The 16,436-nt window shown below is 58.8% G+C and carries 14 protein-coding genes; 3 read left to right on the forward strand and 11 right to left on the reverse strand.

The genetic code is table 11. The features are described 5' to 3' along the window. Positions 1-328: 328 nt before the first annotated feature. The 8 genes from sctO to CI41S_RS16295 form a co-directional block, all read right to left on the reverse strand. On the reverse strand, positions 329-847 hold the full coding sequence (sctO, locus tag CI41S_RS16260; protein ID WP_139860342.1) for a type III secretion system stalk subunit SctO: 519 nt from the start codon (positions 845-847) through the stop codon (positions 329-331). Beyond that, positions 835-2,208: a type III secretion system ATPase SctN gene (gene sctN, locus CI41S_RS16265; protein ID WP_139860344.1), complete on the reverse strand. Its 1,374-nt coding sequence runs from the start codon at positions 2,206-2,208 to the stop codon at positions 835-837. The genes sctO and sctN overlap by 13 nt, the downstream gene beginning before the upstream one ends. Continuing rightward, the gene (locus CI41S_RS16270) at positions 2,208-2,831 is read right to left on the reverse strand and encodes a FliH/SctL family protein (protein WP_139860346.1); all 624 of its coding nucleotides are present in this window, start codon (positions 2,829-2,831) and stop codon (positions 2,208-2,210) included. Before CI41S_RS16270 ends, sctN begins: the two co-directional genes overlap by 1 nt. Next, positions 2,810-3,505, reverse strand: a complete 696-nt coding sequence (locus CI41S_RS16275; protein WP_139860348.1) for a hypothetical protein — start codon at positions 3,503-3,505, stop codon at positions 2,810-2,812. The genes CI41S_RS16270 and CI41S_RS16275 overlap by 22 nt, the downstream gene beginning before the upstream one ends. Before the next feature lie 25 nt (positions 3,506-3,530). Next, positions 3,531-4,316, reverse strand: coding sequence for a type III secretion system inner membrane ring lipoprotein SctJ (gene sctJ / locus CI41S_RS16280; RefSeq protein WP_139860350.1), 786 nt, complete (start codon positions 4,314-4,316; stop codon positions 3,531-3,533). Beyond that, positions 4,313-4,741, reverse strand: coding sequence for a type III secretion system inner rod subunit SctI (sctI, locus tag CI41S_RS16285; protein ID WP_139860352.1), 429 nt, complete (start codon positions 4,739-4,741; stop codon positions 4,313-4,315). The genes sctJ and sctI overlap by 4 nt, the downstream gene beginning before the upstream one ends. Further along, positions 4,707-4,985, reverse strand: a complete 279-nt coding sequence (locus CI41S_RS43520; protein ID WP_172628072.1) for a hypothetical protein — start codon at positions 4,983-4,985, stop codon at positions 4,707-4,709. Before CI41S_RS43520 ends, sctI begins: the two co-directional genes overlap by 35 nt. A gap of 933 nt (positions 4,986-5,918) precedes the next feature. Continuing rightward, complete coding sequence (locus tag CI41S_RS16295; protein ID WP_244626545.1) at positions 5,919-8,150, reverse strand: C48 family peptidase; 2,232 nt, start codon at positions 8,148-8,150, stop codon at positions 5,919-5,921. A gap of 813 nt (positions 8,151-8,963) precedes the next feature. On the opposite strand from CI41S_RS16295, the gene CI41S_RS16300 reads away from it, so the two are divergent. The 3 genes from CI41S_RS16300 to CI41S_RS44085 all read left to right on the forward strand — a co-directional run bounded on the left by CI41S_RS16300 (position 8,964) and on the right by CI41S_RS44085 (position 13,326). Beyond that, entirely contained in the window at positions 8,964-10,886 is a 1,923-nt protein-coding gene (locus tag CI41S_RS16300; protein WP_139860476.1) for an NEL-type E3 ubiquitin ligase domain-containing protein, read from the forward strand. 529 nt (positions 10,887-11,415) lie between these two features. Next, positions 11,416-11,694, forward strand: a complete 279-nt coding sequence (locus CI41S_RS16305; protein ID WP_139860359.1) for a DNA -binding domain-containing protein — start codon at positions 11,416-11,418, stop codon at positions 11,692-11,694. A gap of 1,434 nt (positions 11,695-13,128) precedes the next feature. Then, entirely contained in the window at positions 13,129-13,326 is a 198-nt protein-coding gene (locus CI41S_RS44085; protein ID WP_210242659.1) for a hypothetical protein, read from the forward strand. Positions 13,327-15,238: 1,912 nt separating this feature from the next. Here the strand turns inward: CI41S_RS44085 and CI41S_RS16320 are convergent. From CI41S_RS16320 to CI41S_RS16330, 3 genes are all read right to left on the reverse strand, one after another. After that, positions 15,239-15,652, reverse strand: a complete 414-nt coding sequence (locus tag CI41S_RS16320; protein ID WP_244626546.1) for a 4'-phosphopantetheinyl transferase superfamily protein — start codon at positions 15,650-15,652, stop codon at positions 15,239-15,241. Between the two features lie 213 nt (positions 15,653-15,865). Next, positions 15,866-16,066, reverse strand: a complete 201-nt coding sequence (locus tag CI41S_RS16325) for a type II toxin-antitoxin system RelE/ParE family toxin (protein WP_244626547.1) — start codon at positions 16,064-16,066, stop codon at positions 15,866-15,868. 83 nt (positions 16,067-16,149) lie between these two features. Beyond that, positions 16,150-16,428 (reverse strand): type II toxin-antitoxin system ParD family antitoxin, encoded by a 279-nt coding sequence (locus tag CI41S_RS16330; RefSeq protein WP_139481374.1) that lies wholly within the window; start codon positions 16,426-16,428, stop codon positions 16,150-16,152. Positions 16,429-16,436 lie beyond the last annotated feature (8 nt).

The raw sequence follows: 16,436 nt of genomic DNA on the forward strand, positions 1-16,436 counted from the left end.
CTGAGCAGACTGCCGACCCGCCTTCAAACCCTCCCGAGTAGCAAATTTGACCTCTCCCCGCCGATTAGCTGCGTCCAAAGCCAACTCGCCCGGGTCACAACAGTGACTCTCATGTTTTCTCGATAGTTTGTCGGAAGCCCGCAGTCTTTGGCCTGGACGACAGGCACACGCGATTGAGCCAGCGGGACGATAGGTCGAGCGTATCGCCATCAGCCTAACCGCACGATCTGCATCGACGTAAACCGCAGAATCCGATGCACCACGGATGAGATCGACCACTAGACCCGCCAAATCCAACGCCGTATCGACGCTCGCCTGATCCCCTCCCCTAGCTTTCACATCCCTGAAATTCTTCGAACGCCAAGGCCGACCCGGCTTGCGAGGTGTTCACACCGGCCCTGTTCTCGCAAACCTGCTCCGGCCTCCTCATGTCGGCATCGCGCAAGGCGCGCGCCAAATGTTCGCACTTATCGAATTGCTTGCCTGTTTGACGCACGACATTGCGCGCCTCGTCGCGAGCCAGCCGGGCCTGATCGGCTTGCGCGACCGCCTTCTCAATATCCTTTTCGAGCAGCTGATCTTGATCATGCAGAGAGGTTGTCTTTGCCTTCAGACCGATAAGAGCGCCGAGAGCGACGGCTTGTCCGATCACGGAATCATACAGCTCAGCTTCAAGCCGAAGACGCTTTCGCCGCCAGGCACGGTGATTTTCGGCGGCGGCCTCCACAGCAGCGGCAGCGCTCTCAAGAGCCAGCTCTCGCGCCCGCAGAATATCTTGCTGACGATGATGCCGCAATTTCCGCAGCTGCAGAAGACGGGGCACGGCGTTCGAGATCATCCCACGCATGTTTCAAGCTCCTGGAGCGTGATTTCGAAGTCCATCTGCTCACTTGTCGATTGGCGCAGGAAGTTCTGTATTTCGTCCTTTCTGGCGATCGCCTCATCCGCGAGTGCGTCGCTTCCGTTCTTGTATTCACCCACGCGAATCAACAGCTCGACCTCCTGGTATTTCGCCATCAACTCGCGCAGTCTCCGCGCCATGCTTTCATGCTGCGTAGCCACGATCATGCTCATGACGCGGCTCACGCTCGCAAGAATGTCGATGGCAGGATAGTGGTTCGACATCGCCAGGGCACGCGAGAGCACAATGTGGCCATCAAGGATCGAACGCGTTTCGTCGGCGACGGGTTCAGTCATGTCATCCCCCTCGACAAGCACGGTGTAGAAGGCCGTGATCGACCCACGCGCATTGTTGCCCGCACGTTCCAAAAGTTGCGGCAGCGTTGCAAACACGGATGGCGGAAAACCATGCCGGGTCGGTGGCTCACCCGCTGCAAGGCCGATCTCCCTGTGCGCCCGTGCAAAACGCGTTAGCGAGTCCATGAGAAGCAGCACGCGTTTGCCTTGATCGCGAAACCATTCGGCTATTGCTGTGGCGACATAGGCCGCCTTGGCGCGCTCCATGGCGGGTCGGTCGGACGTCGCGACAACAAAAACCGCTTTGGTTCGTGACTCCGAGCCGAGCTGCGTGATGAACTCTTGCACCTCCCGTCCGCGCTCGCCGATAAGTGCTATCACCGCGACGTCAACCTCGGCGCCCCGTATGAGCATCGACAGCAGTGTACTTTTGCCAGCGCCTGCAGCGGCAAAGATACCGACGCGTTGCCCTTCCCCGCACGTCAGCAGGGCATCGATCGCCCGTACACCGACCGGAAGAACCTGGTCTATGCTACGCCGGGTTAGCGGATCCGGTGCGCTGCCATGAACCGGCACGTTAGCCTCCGCGATCATGGGCCCATGCGTGGTTGCATCGAGCGGGCGGCCAAGGCCGTCAAGCACCCGACCGAGCAAGTTCCAGCCCGCCGGCACCAGCAGGGCCTTTCTCGTCGGAATCACCTCCGTGAGGGTAGAAAGTCCCCGCATTTCCCCGAGCGGCGTCAGAACGGCAACGTCGCGCTGAACACCGACAACCTCGGCGGTCAGTTCACGGTTATTTTTGGGATCGCGGAGTTCGCACAAATCCCCGATACGCACGCCAGGAGCCGTCGCACGGATGATTGTTCCAACGACTTGAAGGACACGACCACGGACATTCATCGTCGGCGTTTGCTCAACCGCTCTGCTCGCGAAGTGGAAGAATCGATCGATGCTTTCATGCGAACAACCTGTGGGATCTACCGCCGTTGACGGCTCGGCTGGCTCCGACATCACTTCGACGCCTCCAGGCTTTTGCGAAGGCCGCTTTCGATCAACGTGAGCTGGCTTTCGATCGTCGCGTCGACCAGTCCGCCATCGGTCTCGAGAATACACCCGGCATCATTGATTTGCGGATCAGAAATAACTTCGACGACTGCGCGTGACGTGACCGCCGGGACTATCTCGTCGACCCGCCCGCGAACCGTCTCGACCAGCGACGGTGCCACTCGCAGCCGAACGACAGGGCTGTGGCCCACGACGCGCAGGGTTCGCAGCGCGATCTGCACCGCGGCCTCGTCTGGCGCCGTCGTGTCGATGATCCGGCGCGCGATCTGCAGGCCGAGGTCCACGATCCTTTCCTTGTTTTGCTCCATGACCTGCAGCGACGCTACGGCGATTGCGGCCAAGCGCTGCTGGATTGTCACTTGCGCTTCCCTGAGCCCGGCTTCTCTGGCGGCCGCTTCAATCCTGCTTGCGGACACGCGCGCCTCCTCAACAAGCGCCTCTGCATCACGCTGCGCCTGGGTCAGCAGTTGCTCGGCCTGCAGGAGCGCCAGCGCGCTTGCCGCCGGCACGACTTGCCCTGGTCCGAGAATACTGATCGTCTCGGACGTCAATCGAACCAGTGCGACCATAGAGCCATCCTTTTGCGGACCAACCGCCGCATCGCATGAAAGGCGTCCTCTCCGGCACTGTCGTTGCGACAGGCGTTCGCCGCCACCGTCCAGATCGACGCAGGGCTGCGTAATCTCAGTCGTACCTGCAATGCATCCGGGATGCAGCCCATTGCGAGGCCGAACATTGCAGCTCCGCAGTGGAGCAATTCAACAGGACCGCTCGGCAGCTTGGAAGCACCGATAGCCGACATCAGTCCGGCGGTCGGTCGTGGCAGCAGCGCGGCTTGGAAAGCGAACGCGAGGGCGTCTTCTCCGAGGACGGAACGTGTTGCAACGACATCGGCGTTGCGAAGCTGACCGACAAGACTGGGCACCCCTGTCCACGCCGCGGCAAGGCAGATGAGGCGCACGGCGTCCGACACCGGTAAAAATGCGAGCCGGGTCCGCGGCGCATGTCCAGCGGAGATGATGGCCGACGCCCCCCTGTCTTGATCGCGAAGCAGCCGACTTCCAAGTCTCATACGGATGAACGCATCTGTCCGTGCAGGCTCCAGCGGCAGCCATTCGGGCCAATCCTTGGCTATAGCATCATCGAAGTCGGCGGCGGGATCGGCGATGCAGCGCATCATTTCTCCAGCCCACGGCTTGTGAAGCCAGTTGTCCGAAATTGCTGCCGATCCGGTCGCGATCATCGCGGGATTGCTCGCTTGCATTGATCTATGGCGTCACAGCATTCGTTGTGCGGCTCACTCGCTTCCGCCACACGAGAAAGGCAAGAACTGCATTGCCGATGAGCGATATCACCAGCCCAGCCGCGAGCCCGACCAGGAGATAGAGCGGAGCGCTGGCCTCGGCGGCGACGGGAAGCCCATCGAGTGGCGGCAAGCTGTTATCGCTTTGAGCTGCCTCGACGAGCGTAACCGAGACCCCGTCGTAGGATACGCCCTTCAGGCTATTTGCGACCAACTCCTTGATCTTCGGTACGATCTGATCAACGGCAGTACCAGCCTTAAAGCGGACCAACACGGCAGCCGTGGAGGGAGCAGGTGGGACGCGATCGTCGATCGTATTTTCGGGCAGGACGGCATGGACGCGGGCACTGAGCACGCCATCGATCCTGGAGAGCGTCTCCGACAATTCCTGCGTCGTGCCATGGATAAATCGCACACGCTCCTCCGTTGGCGATGACAACATCCCCTCTTTCTTGAAGAGGGCGCCCAAGTCGGCAAGCCGATCGCGAGGCAATCCGGCGCCATCCAGTACACTCATGGCACGCGGCACGTCTTTCGTCGAAACAATCAGGGAGGCCGCCCCATTATGCTCGGCCACCCGCTCGGCATCGACGCCGTGCCGCATCAGCAATGCGAGCATCTCGTTGGCGTCATGCGCCGGAAGATTGCGATAAAGCTCGATCTTTGCTCCGCAGCCCGTCAACGCGAACATCGCCAAAAGTATCAACGCGCGCTTCAACACCAACGTCACGCTCGCATAACGATTGTTCACTGGCTCTTCAGGAGAGTATCAAGGCTTTGCACGGCTTTCCCAACCACTTTCGACGCGATATCGTATTGCAGCGTCAGGGCTGACAGGGTGGATTGCGCATTCAGCCACTCAGTCGAATTGAACTCCCCGGAAGCATAGTTTTCCGCGACCCCGGCCGCGACTTTCGCAGCGTCGCCGAAAGAGGCGCTGAGCTTCTCCATTCCACTGAGGATATCGTCAGCTATGCGAACACGACCAATCAGCTCCTCGGTGGGGGCAAGGTCAGTGACCACTGCGAGATCATTATTCGGTGATGACGGCGCCGGCCGATCGAGTGCCGCACGAAAGGCCTCGACCGAGTCACTCGGCGCCCTTGACGCCGGCGGCCCGCCGCTCGCCGGCGACAGGGTCTCAAGTAGCGCCGCGACCCCATTCACACCGCTCATTGACTGAACCTCCTGTATGCACCTTGGCTGCACCACCTAACGCCGCAACAAGTCCATCGAACGCCAGATCGTCACGAGGAAGACGCCGAAGCACAGCATCCCGCTCGCTCAAGCGGCCAACAACCCCAAGCGCCAGCGCCTGAAATGCCATTCCATAGGGATCATTCGCGCGGGCAAGAGGATCGAGGCGCTCCAGCGCCGCTTCAACGTCGCTTGCCGCCAGGTCGACGAGCACGCTAGCCATGACAGCCTCTCGGCCACCTGGGGCGATGACATCGATTCCCTTGGCAATTCGCCTCGCTCGCTCCACCTCGTTTTTAACACAAGCCAGAAATGCAACCTCGGTCAGGCACCGCAGGAGGCGGCGTCGGCTTTCCGGCGTAGCAAACGGGAGCAAATCAAACATAACGACGAATAGTCCTTATACCGCTTTAAACTCACCTCATCCGCCACAACGCAGCGAGGCCCTCACCGAAGAGTTGCACTTGCTGCGGGCTGTTTTGGCCACTACATCTGATACCGCCGAGCCCGTCATAAGCATCCGGATGAAGCTCCTGCCGCCCGGCATGCCGTCGTCCACGGTTGACTGTTTGAGCGGTTCTAGTCCGCGGCACGATCGAGTGGAAATACCGTTCGCAGATAGAAGCATAGTGAATGCATATGGACGGCAACTCCGGGCCAAACGGAAGACCGCGCAAGAAAGGAGTAAGGCGATGGACACGGCGGACAACGCCGACGCGGTGACCACTTGCTCGCAGAAGTCGCAATAGAGAGAGTTCAGACAATACAGCCCTCAAGCACTTCGAGCGGAGTGACTTCAACCTGAACGCCGACTGGCGGGGGCGAGCGGGCGCCGACCAACATGACGCGCGCTCTGGTTAAAATTAGCACGTTCGGAGTTCTGATCCACGCAGTCGTGGCTGGCGCAATCTTGCGTTCGCTCGATGCGCACTGTCTGTTCGTCCGAAATCCAAGCGAGGAATGACCTTGAAGTGCAGCCTCGCTTGCAAGCTTGAAGATTGCGAATTTCTTGCGTACGGCTCGCGAACAAACAGCGAGCCGACGTCGGCCCGACCGAGTTCAACAGCGATCGAGATACCGAGACGCAGGTTCAGATGACATGACCGTGGATAATCTGTAATCTACAGATTAGGCATCGATGCTTGGTCCGTTCCTGCTATTGCATAAAAACGTGAATGTCATTCTGCTTGCCTGATGGCCCCAGTGTGGCCGTGTAGAGTACCCCATGGATACTGATGTTGGTCTGGGGTCGGGCCGCGCTCGGCAGCACGTTATACCAATGCATTCCGCGCATGAGGTCTTGTGGCGCCCGTTGATTACCGTGTTGCCAGCTCGGCGGGACAAATGCTCCTAATTCTTGCGGATACGGCATGTACTGTGATGCACCGAAGATCGATGCCCCGAGGCTTTCCTCAAATGATGGTGGGTGGCTCTCCACTGGCGGATAGGCCGGTCTCGGCGAGAAGTTCGCCATATTCCAGCTATCGGCGGCAGGCTGGCCTGCTTGATCCCCTTCATGCCAAAACGGCGTCGGCAAATCTCGCACCCAGGTTGAGTCCGATGACGCCGGGTCGACAAATTGTGATGAGGGCCCCGGTCGATCCGCCGCAACCGCCCCTTGCCCACTGCTCAGACGTATTTGAAGTTGCTCCCGATTGGCGACGAGGTTGTCGAGGGGTACCGCGCCTGGCGATCGGCGCCGTGCTAATCCTTGAACCAGCGCCCGCGTGCCATCCACGACAAAGACGCCGCAATCAAAGCCGTTCTCCTGTTGCCTCATGGGGGCATCTCGCAAATCGGCTCCCACCCGACCTGCGAGCATTGCTGCAGGTCGGGCATTGTACCCGACGGAGGAGTTGTAATGATAGGCAACCGGCCTGTCGCGATCGCGGCGATCTACCAGCAGCAACGACCAATGGGAGCCGCGGCTACTGCGGTCCGTAGCGCTCGCATCATTCACCGGCAAGAACAGGAAATCGGCCGTGTCGTTGCCATTCCGATCGTTGACAATGCGATGGAATGCGTTCAGGGCGACGTCGTCTGTACCTTGGCCCACCTGAAAGGCGATGAGAGGATCGACGAACCGGGTCCGGGCGGCGAGGTTTGGATTGCTTTGGCGCAACTCCTGCGACAGAAGCTCGTAGTCGCGCTGGATATGCTCGTCACCCAGCCACTCCCTTGGACCAAGCGACAAACCGCTGTGGCCTTGGATCGACGCATCAACCTGCTCCAACGGCCAGGTTGATCCGATCCCGACGGGTTGATCCGACTGGGAACGGCCGCGCTGACCTGCTTCCTCCTGCTCGCTTGCCTCGTCAGAAGACAAATCCACAACCGCGTCCGCCTCAACGGCTTCCTTGAACCGCTTGAAACCCACGTCGGTCTTGCCCATAATTTCGGTGAATTGCTGGTAGTCTATTTTCAAGGACCACCTCTGCATTTCATCGCTGTTGATACGGCTCGCTATGCTCCCCTTATTCTTAGCCTGGAGCCAATCACTAAACTTCCGTTGATGGTTGGCCGAATTCCAGGCAGCTTTCCTTTTGTTAGTCTCGTTCTTTTTGAGCTTGCTCAGCGTTTTATTGACTATGCCATCGATGATGCGAGCGTCGTCGGGATAAGGATAATACGGATCCTGCTTCCTTTGGGGTTCGGCGCCAAAGTAGAGCCGAAGCCGATCAAAATTCACGATCACTTTTCCATGGGCTTTTGTGAATTCCCTGTAATCGTCGTCCAGTGACTGCCGCTGCTGATCGCTGCCGATAAGCCGGCTCACTATGCTCTCCTTGGCTTCCCTTCGGAGCCAATCACTAAACCTGCGTTGCCTGCTGGCAACATGTTGGGCTTTGATTCTTTCGTCGGGTTCGAGCTTGCTCAAATCCTCACGACATATCGCATCGATGACGCGGCCGTCATCGGGATGTGGATAAGTTGTTTGACGCCCCATCAGACGGGGCCCTGGTCCGGCAGCTTTGAGTTCGCGCTCGCCAGGCCCAAATCCCCGGGGACCTGGCACAAATCTCCGCAGATGAGACAGCGCCGACTGGAGGCGGTTATGAACGTCCCCACCGCTGGCCCTGTAGTCCTCTATATCTGCGTCTAGTGACCCTGAATCAATAAAAACCCGAGAAGCCATCGGATCCCTGCCCTTTGCTCGGAGCCAACGAGCAAACCCCCTAAGAAGTCCTGCATTGGTCCTGATGGTACCCTCGGGCACCTTTCCGTCCCCTCGGCCGATGCTACCGTCGGGCATAATTTCGTACCTTCGGACTGCCTCCACGAACTGATCAATGCAGCGCTCGTCGTCGGGATGCATTGCCTCGCGCTTGGCGAAATCCATGCGCAGCTCTGTATGGACCACATCCTCCGAATAGGCCGCATCCGACATCGAGCCTTCGGACCACTTTTTGTCACGACGATTCTTCCCGAAAGCTTTTCCGAACTCTGATCTGATACGAGAAAACAATCCGCGACCCTTGCTATCCTTCGCCCGGCTTGCAGGCGACTGCACCTCCGATGGCGCTGTGTAGCGCATGCTACTGAATGGCTTGCCACTCAAGTCGGACTGGGAGGCCACGGCACCCGAAGGAAGGTGAGCGCGAGGAATATCGACGCTGTGCCGCGAACTGCTGGACCAGTCACTCCGTAGGCTTGACTGCGGCGACATCCGCATCGAACCGCCGACATCACTGCGCCGGACCCCTGCAGGTGGCTCCGCCGGACTGCTATCAGGAGAACTACCCCCCTCTTCAGACTCACTGAGCTGCAAGCCACTCAGCTGCTCTTTGACGCTCTGGTGCTCAGCAGGCCCGGTCTGCGAGTGCTGCGATGCCTGTCGTGCGCTCACGCTGCAAATCCTTGAGGCTGTCTCCGGTCGGGCTGTTGAAGCAGCGATATTGGTGCCCGACCAGCTTGAGCGGTGGTGACCTGTCTCTGAGTATTTCGTCCAGATGGAGTTATAGTCCGGCCTGAGCAGCATTCTCGAGTTCGATGCTGCGAATTTTGGAACTGCAATATTTGAACAGCTGCGCGACAGCGCAGGATCCTCACCGCGCGAACGAAGAGTAGCTTGGCAACCGCTTCATGTCAGATGACCTGACCTCGTCAGGTTATCGACAGCTGAGCTTCCTAGCATGCAAACGTCTCGATCTAGCCGAATGAACCGCCTTATCGGCTGAGACGAAACATGTCGTGGAATTCAATGAATACAGAACGGGCCCAACCTCGCGCAGGCATACCTTCCGAATCCGAAAGCACCGAGCCAACGTCTGGGGCCGCCGGGCAGTCCCCCTCATGCCTGCCCCAGTGGGCGTCAGCCTTGACTCGGTGGGCCACAGGAGCGGCCGCCGCCGACCTCGTCTCGTCGCAGGACCGCGTCCTGGCGAGCTGGGCAGCGGAAGAGGGGCAGGGCGAAAACGAGAATCGGCAAGAGGGGGTCAACCGGACGAGGGCATGGCGGGACGAGGGTCATGTCAGAGACGAGCTGAATTTGTCGTCATTGTCCCTGACCGCCTTGCCAGCCTCACTCCCGCCAAGGCTCCGGACCCTCATCGTCATCGGTAACCAGTTGAGCAGCCTGCCGGCCCAGCTTCCGGGCGGACTCCGGGACCTCTACGCCTCTGACAACCGGCTGACGAGCCTGCCCGCCCTTCCGAGCAGGCTGCGGCACCTCCACCTCATGGCCAACGATCTGACCAGCCTGCCGGCAGAGCTGCCGTCCAGGCTTCGCAGCTTGACTGTCGATGGCAACCAACTGACCGATCTGCCCGCCCTTCCGGCAACGATCGAGGAGTTCTCCGCCTGCAATAACCAGCTGACCAGTCTGCCCGAGCTTCCAGCCAGGCTCCGCCGCCTGGACGTCAGCGAAAATCAGCTGACGAGCCTGCCCGATCTTCCGGCAAGGCTGCGCTACCTGGACGCAGGCGGCAACCAGCTGACAAGCCTGCCCGACATTCCGGCCGGACTTCGATACCTGGACGTCAGCGAAAATCAGCTGACCAATCTGCCCGAGACACTCCCGGTCAGCCTTGAAATGCTCGGCGCCAGCAATAATCAGCTGACCAGCCTGCCCGCGACCGTGCTGACGCAGCTCGGCAGCGCGTCCAGCATCGACCTGCGGTCTAATCCGATACCGGCCCCGGTGCTGGCCGATTTGGCGACAGCCACGCGCGGCGCGGACTATGCCGGCCCGCAGGTCTTGCTGTCGATGCCGCTACAACCGATGGAACACCAGTCGCGGCCCCTGCACGAGGTTGTCGCGGACTGGCTGGCGGACCAGCCCGGCGCAGTGGACGCGTGGCAGGGCTTCGCCGCAGAGCGGGGTGCGCAGGACTTCGCTCTGTTTCTCGAAAGACTTGCGGGCACCGTAAACTATGGTCATCAGGCGTTCCGCGACCAGGTGGCCGAGAATCTGCTCCAGGCCGCGATGAGGCCGCGACTGCGCAAGCAGTTTTTCGAGCTGGCCAATGGAGCGACTGCGTCCTGCGAGGACCGCATCACTTTGACCTGGAACGGCATGCAGACCGCACGCCTGAACGCTGATGTCAAGGACGGGCTCTATGACAGTCGGCTCGACCAACTGCTCCAACACGGCCGTGTCATGTTTCGTTTGGGGGCGCTTGACGACATCGCACGCGAGACGGTCAGCTCGCTCCGCCGTGCCGACCCGGAGGCCGATATCGACGAGATCGAGGTCTATCTTGCCTATCAGACCCAGCTACGGGATCAGCTGGAACTGCGCCACATCGCCCCTGATATGCGCTTCTTGAATCTCGCTGACGTCACTGCGGACGACGTTGCCAGGGCTGAGAGGTCGGTGCGGGAACAGGAAGCGACAGATTTTGCGGACTTTCTGGCAACGCGCTGGGAGCCTTGGGATACGGTGGTGAGGCGGATCGCCCCCGATGATCATGCCGCCATGCGGAACCGGATTGCCGATGCGATGGAAGATGAGTTTCCGACGCGCTTGAACGAGCGGCTCGCGGAGCATGGCCTGACGGATGATGTCGATGCCCAGCGGGTGGTCGGAGCCCAGATCCTCAGCGAAATCGCCAGCGAGATCAAAGGCGAGCTGATGCACAAGGTTCTCCGGGATCACGGCCTCGAGCCCAGATCGATGCGATAGCCGCCCCGATTATGCCCTCTCATTTAGTCGCAGGAGGAGCGATTGTTCAGGTTGAATGGATGCGTGCAGTTGCCGTGTGCTGACAACCTCCGACCACGTCGGCCTGTTGTTCGCTCGAGGGCCGTACCGAGGAAATCAATTCTCAACTTGTAAGCGATGCCAGAGTTCAAGGTCATTGCTCGCCTAGAATCGACGAACAGACCATGTTCGTCGGTGCGAATACAAGGAGTCGGCGGCGAGGACGCGCTCTATCTTGCTCGCGAGTTTTTCGGCTTGGCGCGGGTGGTTTCGTCACCCTCGAAATCATCATATGTATCTCAAGCTCATCATCGACGACGTGCCAAGCCGGTCATTCAGCGCGGCGACGATAAGGCCTCCAGCAGCGAGGCGCTTCAGATGTCGTTGCGTGAAGCGCATCGCAGCATGTGGTACATGCATCACCAAAACTATTCCATAATCGGAGGACACCCTCGCTATCAACTTCGGCGACGATCGACTTCGTTGCCCTCTATTGCGTGGAGACTAGTCAGTGCGGGAACCCCTACTCGATTTGACCGTCGATGACATTGCCCCATCGGGTGCGAACCTGACCGTCTATGACGAGGAGCATTTGGCTACATACTGGCGACTGCTCGACGCTGATGCTGAGGGTGCAGATTGGCGCGAGGTAGCTCGCTTTGTTCTTCACGTTGACCCCGCCTGCGAATGGGATCGGGCGCGTCGGGCTTTCGACAGCCATCTCGCCCGGGCACACTGGATGGCAGATCACGGATATCGACAGCTGCTTCAGACTGGCGCTCGACGCTAGAAAATGCGAATCTACTGTTGCGTCCCAATGGGGTCACAATCGCCACTCACTTCCAAATTCTGATTGTTTGCGTCTGGCGGCGCTTTGCCGCGCAGCTACTCCGCGAAATATAAACGTTGCGCATTGCATCTATTCTCGCATGAGAGTCTATCGGAAGCTCCGATTGTCGGGCTTGGGACATCAGTCGGCGCGCTGACGCGACAAAGAGTTGATCTTGACCGGCTCGAAACTGCCTCTCAAACCATCCGAAACCTGCTCGTACCGGGCGCGAAGGCTGCCACTGCTGACCATCCGATAGGGCGTCGTGCGGCTCACCTTCAGAATCTCGACGATCCAAAGTCAGTTCGCGCGCTCGGCTCGACACCATGCCCGAGGCGGCCGATGACGTCGGCGTGACGGACTAGATCGAAGCCAATGTCGTCCTGTTCGAGTGCTAACAGCTACGCTGCGGCTTCGTCAGCTTTTCGAAAGCTTGCTCGGGTAGAGCGTCTGCTCAGGCGATCTTGGACGTGAAGGCTGCGTGGACCCGCACAATCGTGACCCATCCAATGTAACAGTTTGGTCGCAGATGCAGCATGCCACCTCAGAAGAGCAGCAAAAAGGGTCGGCGAGGTAAAAGGCGTTTGAGCCGTCCTTCAACGGCTCTCCCAGCCAACACCGGTACCTGTCCTCCTCAGCCGGAAGAAGACCGGCGCCGAATTGACGACGCGGCAGATAATGCTGCAGCCCGGAATCATTAGAAAGGGGTACATTAAAGCCGCATACCACCCAACTTCGCCGATTGCGGGCATGCTCTCCGCATCAATCGCTTGATCTGCGCAATCAGCATTCCTATCGCTCATGTCAACGAATTCTAATAAACGAACAATGAAAGCAGTGTCGAGCGACCTTCACGATTTCTACGAGCCAGTTGCTCGCAGTGCGCTTCCGCCCAGGGCACGCTCAGAGGACGACGAGAGTTTTATTGAAATGATGACTCGTGCCAATAGGTGCAGCGAGGCCGACCTTCGCCAGTATCGTCCTGCTCTTCGCAGATTCTCCGAGGCGCTTATTCTAGAGGGACAGACGATATCTGGACTGGACCACGACTCGCGGATCAAGTCCGCTCGGCGGCTGTTTCCGCGCGACAAGAGTCTCATCTCCGCGTTAAATTTGTTTCGTGCTGCGGAGCTCTCCGCTAAATTCGGTTCGTGATGCCGGGCGCGGCTTCCGGTCCGGGCGCTTCGAGCGGGCAGCTGAGCATTACAGCCTTGGCGGAGTCGTCTTCTATCGTCATTTGCACGGCTTCGGTTGGGTTGGGCGACACGGCACGTGACCACTTATGGCATTCAAGAGCGTGTCGCCCTGATGGAAACTCGCTATTGCCGTGGCGTTGGCAAATAACCCAGCGTTCGACCTAGCCGGCGGCGATCAGCTAGCTCTGTCCGAAATCAGATGACGGGCGACATTCAGGTACGGCGCATCGACGCCGACGAAGTGGATAAGCGTTTGGAGCGTCTCACCGACACCCTCATTGACTGCGTCGCCCACGGCGACTCGGTCAGCTTTCTGCCGCCGCTAACTCGACGAGGTGCGCTGGTGTATTGGCGTAGCGTCGCGGGGCGGTCATTTGCAATCGATGCGTGTTACTAGCTGCGGAAGATGGCGCAGGTCAGATTGTTGGCACAACGCAGATGGCACCTGCCGCGTCTGAGAACCAATTGCATAGCGCTCGCGTCGTCAAAGTCCTGGTGAAAGAAGTGCACGCCGTCGCGGCATCGGGCGCCGGCTGCTCTCGGGTGTCAGCGAGTTAGCCCGAAAGGAGGGAAAGACGTTGTTGACGCTCAGCACGGCCACAGGTTCTGCTGCCGAGCGCCTTTACGCCAGCGAGGGATGGCAGCGGGTGGGTATCATATCCGGGTGCGTGCTCGCCTCACGGAACATATCGCTCGGCGACCTTCTGCTACAAGCATCTCTGATACTGCGCAGCTGGGTTCGCGCTTGCTATTCACCGACAAGATCTGCCCGGTCCCATCATCCTAATAAATCATCATCGTCGGGGAGCATCACTGACATTGCAGCTTTGTTTATGGTTTTGAAAGCAACGACGACTTTGGCTCTCGAGATAAGAAATCAAACGGGTCAGACGATGGATCATTCAATTGCCGCACGGCCTGTCATCACAATGCCGAGCCGACGATCGGCAAAGCAACGTCGATTTGCCGCTCTGGTTCTCATTCCACGTCCATAGCGCAGGGGCCGCGGGCTTGAAGCAATCCCTTCCATTGTGCTTGACATACTGACCCAGTTCCTAACGACCTCCTGTTGAGGCCTCAAGATAGTGGGTATGTCGCCGCAATTTCGATATGCGAAGCGGAGGCGATTAGCGACTCGTGAACGAGCTCTACGAAGGCCGTCGGATTATTTTGCTGCTCGGGCAGCCGTTGGACCAAATGTGCGAGCCAGGCGAACGTCGGCCATAAACTTTCGTATCGTCAGGTGCTCCCCTTGGGGTGCCCAATCTTTACCAAGGTTCGATTGAGCCGCTGATCACGATCCTCTTAGCTGCATGTGCGGCTGGCTACAGCGACAACTCATTCGTCTTTCGCCGGCTTCGCCAACTGATAGCTGATCAGGAGGTCGCGAATTCTATTTTTCGTCGGAATGGCAGCCTTTGCCGAAATGTGGATAGAGATACTGATGGAACCATTCGAGCTTGCGTGGCGCGAGATCGAATACCAACGGGCTCTCAGATTCCTCGAAAAGATGGAGAACAAGGCGGATGATGTCCGGTCCCAGACCGCGGAAATTCAGCCATTCTGATCCGCCATGCGGGAGGACCTGTAGGGCCAAACACTCTATGAGAGCGCACGGCTACGCACGCCACGAGCGGCGATACAGCGATCGAAAGCTCGCTCAAAGGATTAAATAATTAGCCCGACGGTCCCAATCAGAAGACCATCGCCGAGCAGCGTAAAGGCGGCTTCGTGCACGATGCACCGATGGGCTGCAAGGCCGTCCGATCGATTGCGGAAGAGGCAATAGTCGTTGCCTTTCGCAAAAACACCTCGTGAGCCGCACATTTATCGAGAAGACAGTGCTTGCGACCGCAATTTCTTGCCGTGACTAAAATCAGAGCTTGGGCCTGACTGATGAGGCTGCGCGAATCTTATGCGCGCCGCAACGGAGTTCTGACCAAATCCAAAGCGACGCTCGGCATCTGAGATTCAAGGCGCTTCTCGCCAGATCGCAGGCTCAGCCAGAAGTGCACGAGCGGGTATAAAAACGCCCTTTAAGGGAACGAAAGCAGCGACCCAAGTGCGAACGGGCGACTTTTGTTATGCTGACATCGTGGGGGCGATGCACTTTGCCCGACGGCCAGCAACACCTCCAAGATAAGCCGGAGCGAAGGGCTACACATGGAGCCAAGGCTAGTTGCCTGCGTTACCTTGCACTACACAGCCGCACGGTTTTCTAGCCCGACCGGATCAAGGAACGCGCGAACGAGCCGGGGCATCGACTGCTTCAGGGGGTTGACTGCTGATCTTGGAGAGGCTCGTCAACTTCATTCGGCCGCGAATACGCCACTCCGATTCTCAGAAATAAGTAACTCGAGCGAAAACGTGCGATTTGCCTTGGACACGCGTCCTGATCGCGCAAAGATATCAATCTCCACGTCCTTGAAATCAAGAAACTGGCGATCCATTGGAAAACAGGCCTTATACACCGCCTCTTTCAAAACGAAAAGATCCCGCTGCTTGAGCGTGCGTCGATCGTACATTCGCTGCTCATGAGGAGTGGCAATCAATTCGATCAGGTTCTCCGGCAGAGGTTCATTAGGCTCAATGTCGATGCCGAGAGCTGCAATCCTTTTCGTTCCTGCAATAGCGGCGGCGGCTGCTGTATCGTGGTGCGCCAAAGATCCGACCACGCCGGCTGGCCAGATCGGAACACCAGAGCACGTCTTCAAGATCGCCATTGGTGGGAATCCCTATTGCCCAAGAAGTGTTCGGGCGGCTACTCTTGCGGCACCACTTTCGCGGCGGACTTTGGCAACGGCGCGTCGCATAGACATAACTTCGGAAGCGTACAGGGTGGATTCGTCGCAACGTTCTATCATAGCGACTGTGCAACATCAGCCCGCGCCTCATAATCGTAAATGCGATTGTGCGACGGCTGACAAAGCAAGTTCTCAGTCGAGATCCTCCGGCGTGATATCGCGAGCACCGTGCAGCACTCGCACGATCTCAACGCCGTTGGGAAACGCTTCGTAGAAGAGTACGTAGTTGCCGACCGGAAAGCTCCGAATGCTTATACCCAACTCGGGCCGCTGTCGGCCCGCCAGTGGATTCTCGGCAAGCATCTGAAGGACGTTGCCAATACGATCGAGCAAGCGGTGCAGCAGCGATATTGTCTGATGCGATGAAGAGCCAAATCTCGTCCAGGTCGGTCTCGGCCTGGGGCCGCCTTGTGAGATTACCCGCCATGCTTCCCGGCTTTCAGCCGTTCACGTCCTCGGGCCTTAATTTGTTCGACCAGTTCGCCGGGCTCGAACGGTTCGGCCGGACCGCTTTCAAGGCCTTCCTGTATGGCAGCACGCAATGCTTCAAGCTTCACCTTGCGACGCTCCTCGCGTTCTTCAACAAGGCGCAGTCCCTCCCGCATCACTTCGCTAGCGGTTGCATAGCGACCGCTGTCGACGAGATCCTTGATGAAGCTCTCGTAGTGTTTGCCGACAGTATAACTCGTGGCCATACGCACCT

The organism is Bradyrhizobium ivorense (assembly GCF_900696085.1).
Taxonomy (GTDB): Bacteria; Pseudomonadota; Alphaproteobacteria; order Rhizobiales; family Xanthobacteraceae; genus Bradyrhizobium; species Bradyrhizobium ivorense.

Bases quoted from the DNA above. Each gene is read 5' to 3' on its own strand.
- sctO (WP_139860342.1), bottom strand. From the start codon at position 847: ATGCGTGGGATGATCTCGAACGCCGTGCCCCGTCTTCTGCAGCTGCGG.
- sctN (WP_139860344.1), bottom strand. From the start codon at position 2,208: ATGTCGGAGCCAGCCGAGCCGTCAACGGCGGTAGATCCCACAGGTTGT.
- CI41S_RS16270 (WP_139860346.1), bottom strand. From the start codon at position 2,831: ATGGTCGCACTGGTTCGATTGACGTCCGAGACGATCAGTATTCTCGGA.
- CI41S_RS16275 (WP_139860348.1), bottom strand. From the start codon at position 3,505: ATGATCGCGACCGGATCGGCAGCAATTTCGGACAACTGGCTTCACAAG.
- sctI (WP_139860352.1), bottom strand. From the start codon at position 4,741: ATGAGCGGTGTGAATGGGGTCGCGGCGCTACTTGAGACCCTGTCGCCG.
- CI41S_RS43520 (WP_172628072.1), bottom strand. From the start codon at position 4,985: ATGGCTAGCGTGCTCGTCGACCTGGCGGCAAGCGACGTTGAAGCGGCG.
- CI41S_RS16295 (WP_244626545.1), bottom strand. From the start codon at position 8,150: ATGTCGGATGCGGCCTATTCGGAGGATGTGGTCCATACAGAGCTGCGC.
- CI41S_RS16300 (WP_139860476.1), top strand. From the start codon at position 8,964: ATGAATACAGAACGGGCCCAACCTCGCGCAGGCATACCTTCCGAATCC.
- CI41S_RS44085 (WP_210242659.1), top strand. From the start codon at position 13,129: ATGACGGGCGACATTCAGGTACGGCGCATCGACGCCGACGAAGTGGAT.
- CI41S_RS16320 (WP_244626546.1), bottom strand. From the start codon at position 15,652: ATGGCGATCTTGAAGACGTGCTCTGGTGTTCCGATCTGGCCAGCCGGC.
- CI41S_RS16330 (WP_139481374.1), bottom strand. From the start codon at position 16,428: ATGGCCACGAGTTATACTGTCGGCAAACACTACGAGAGCTTCATCAAG.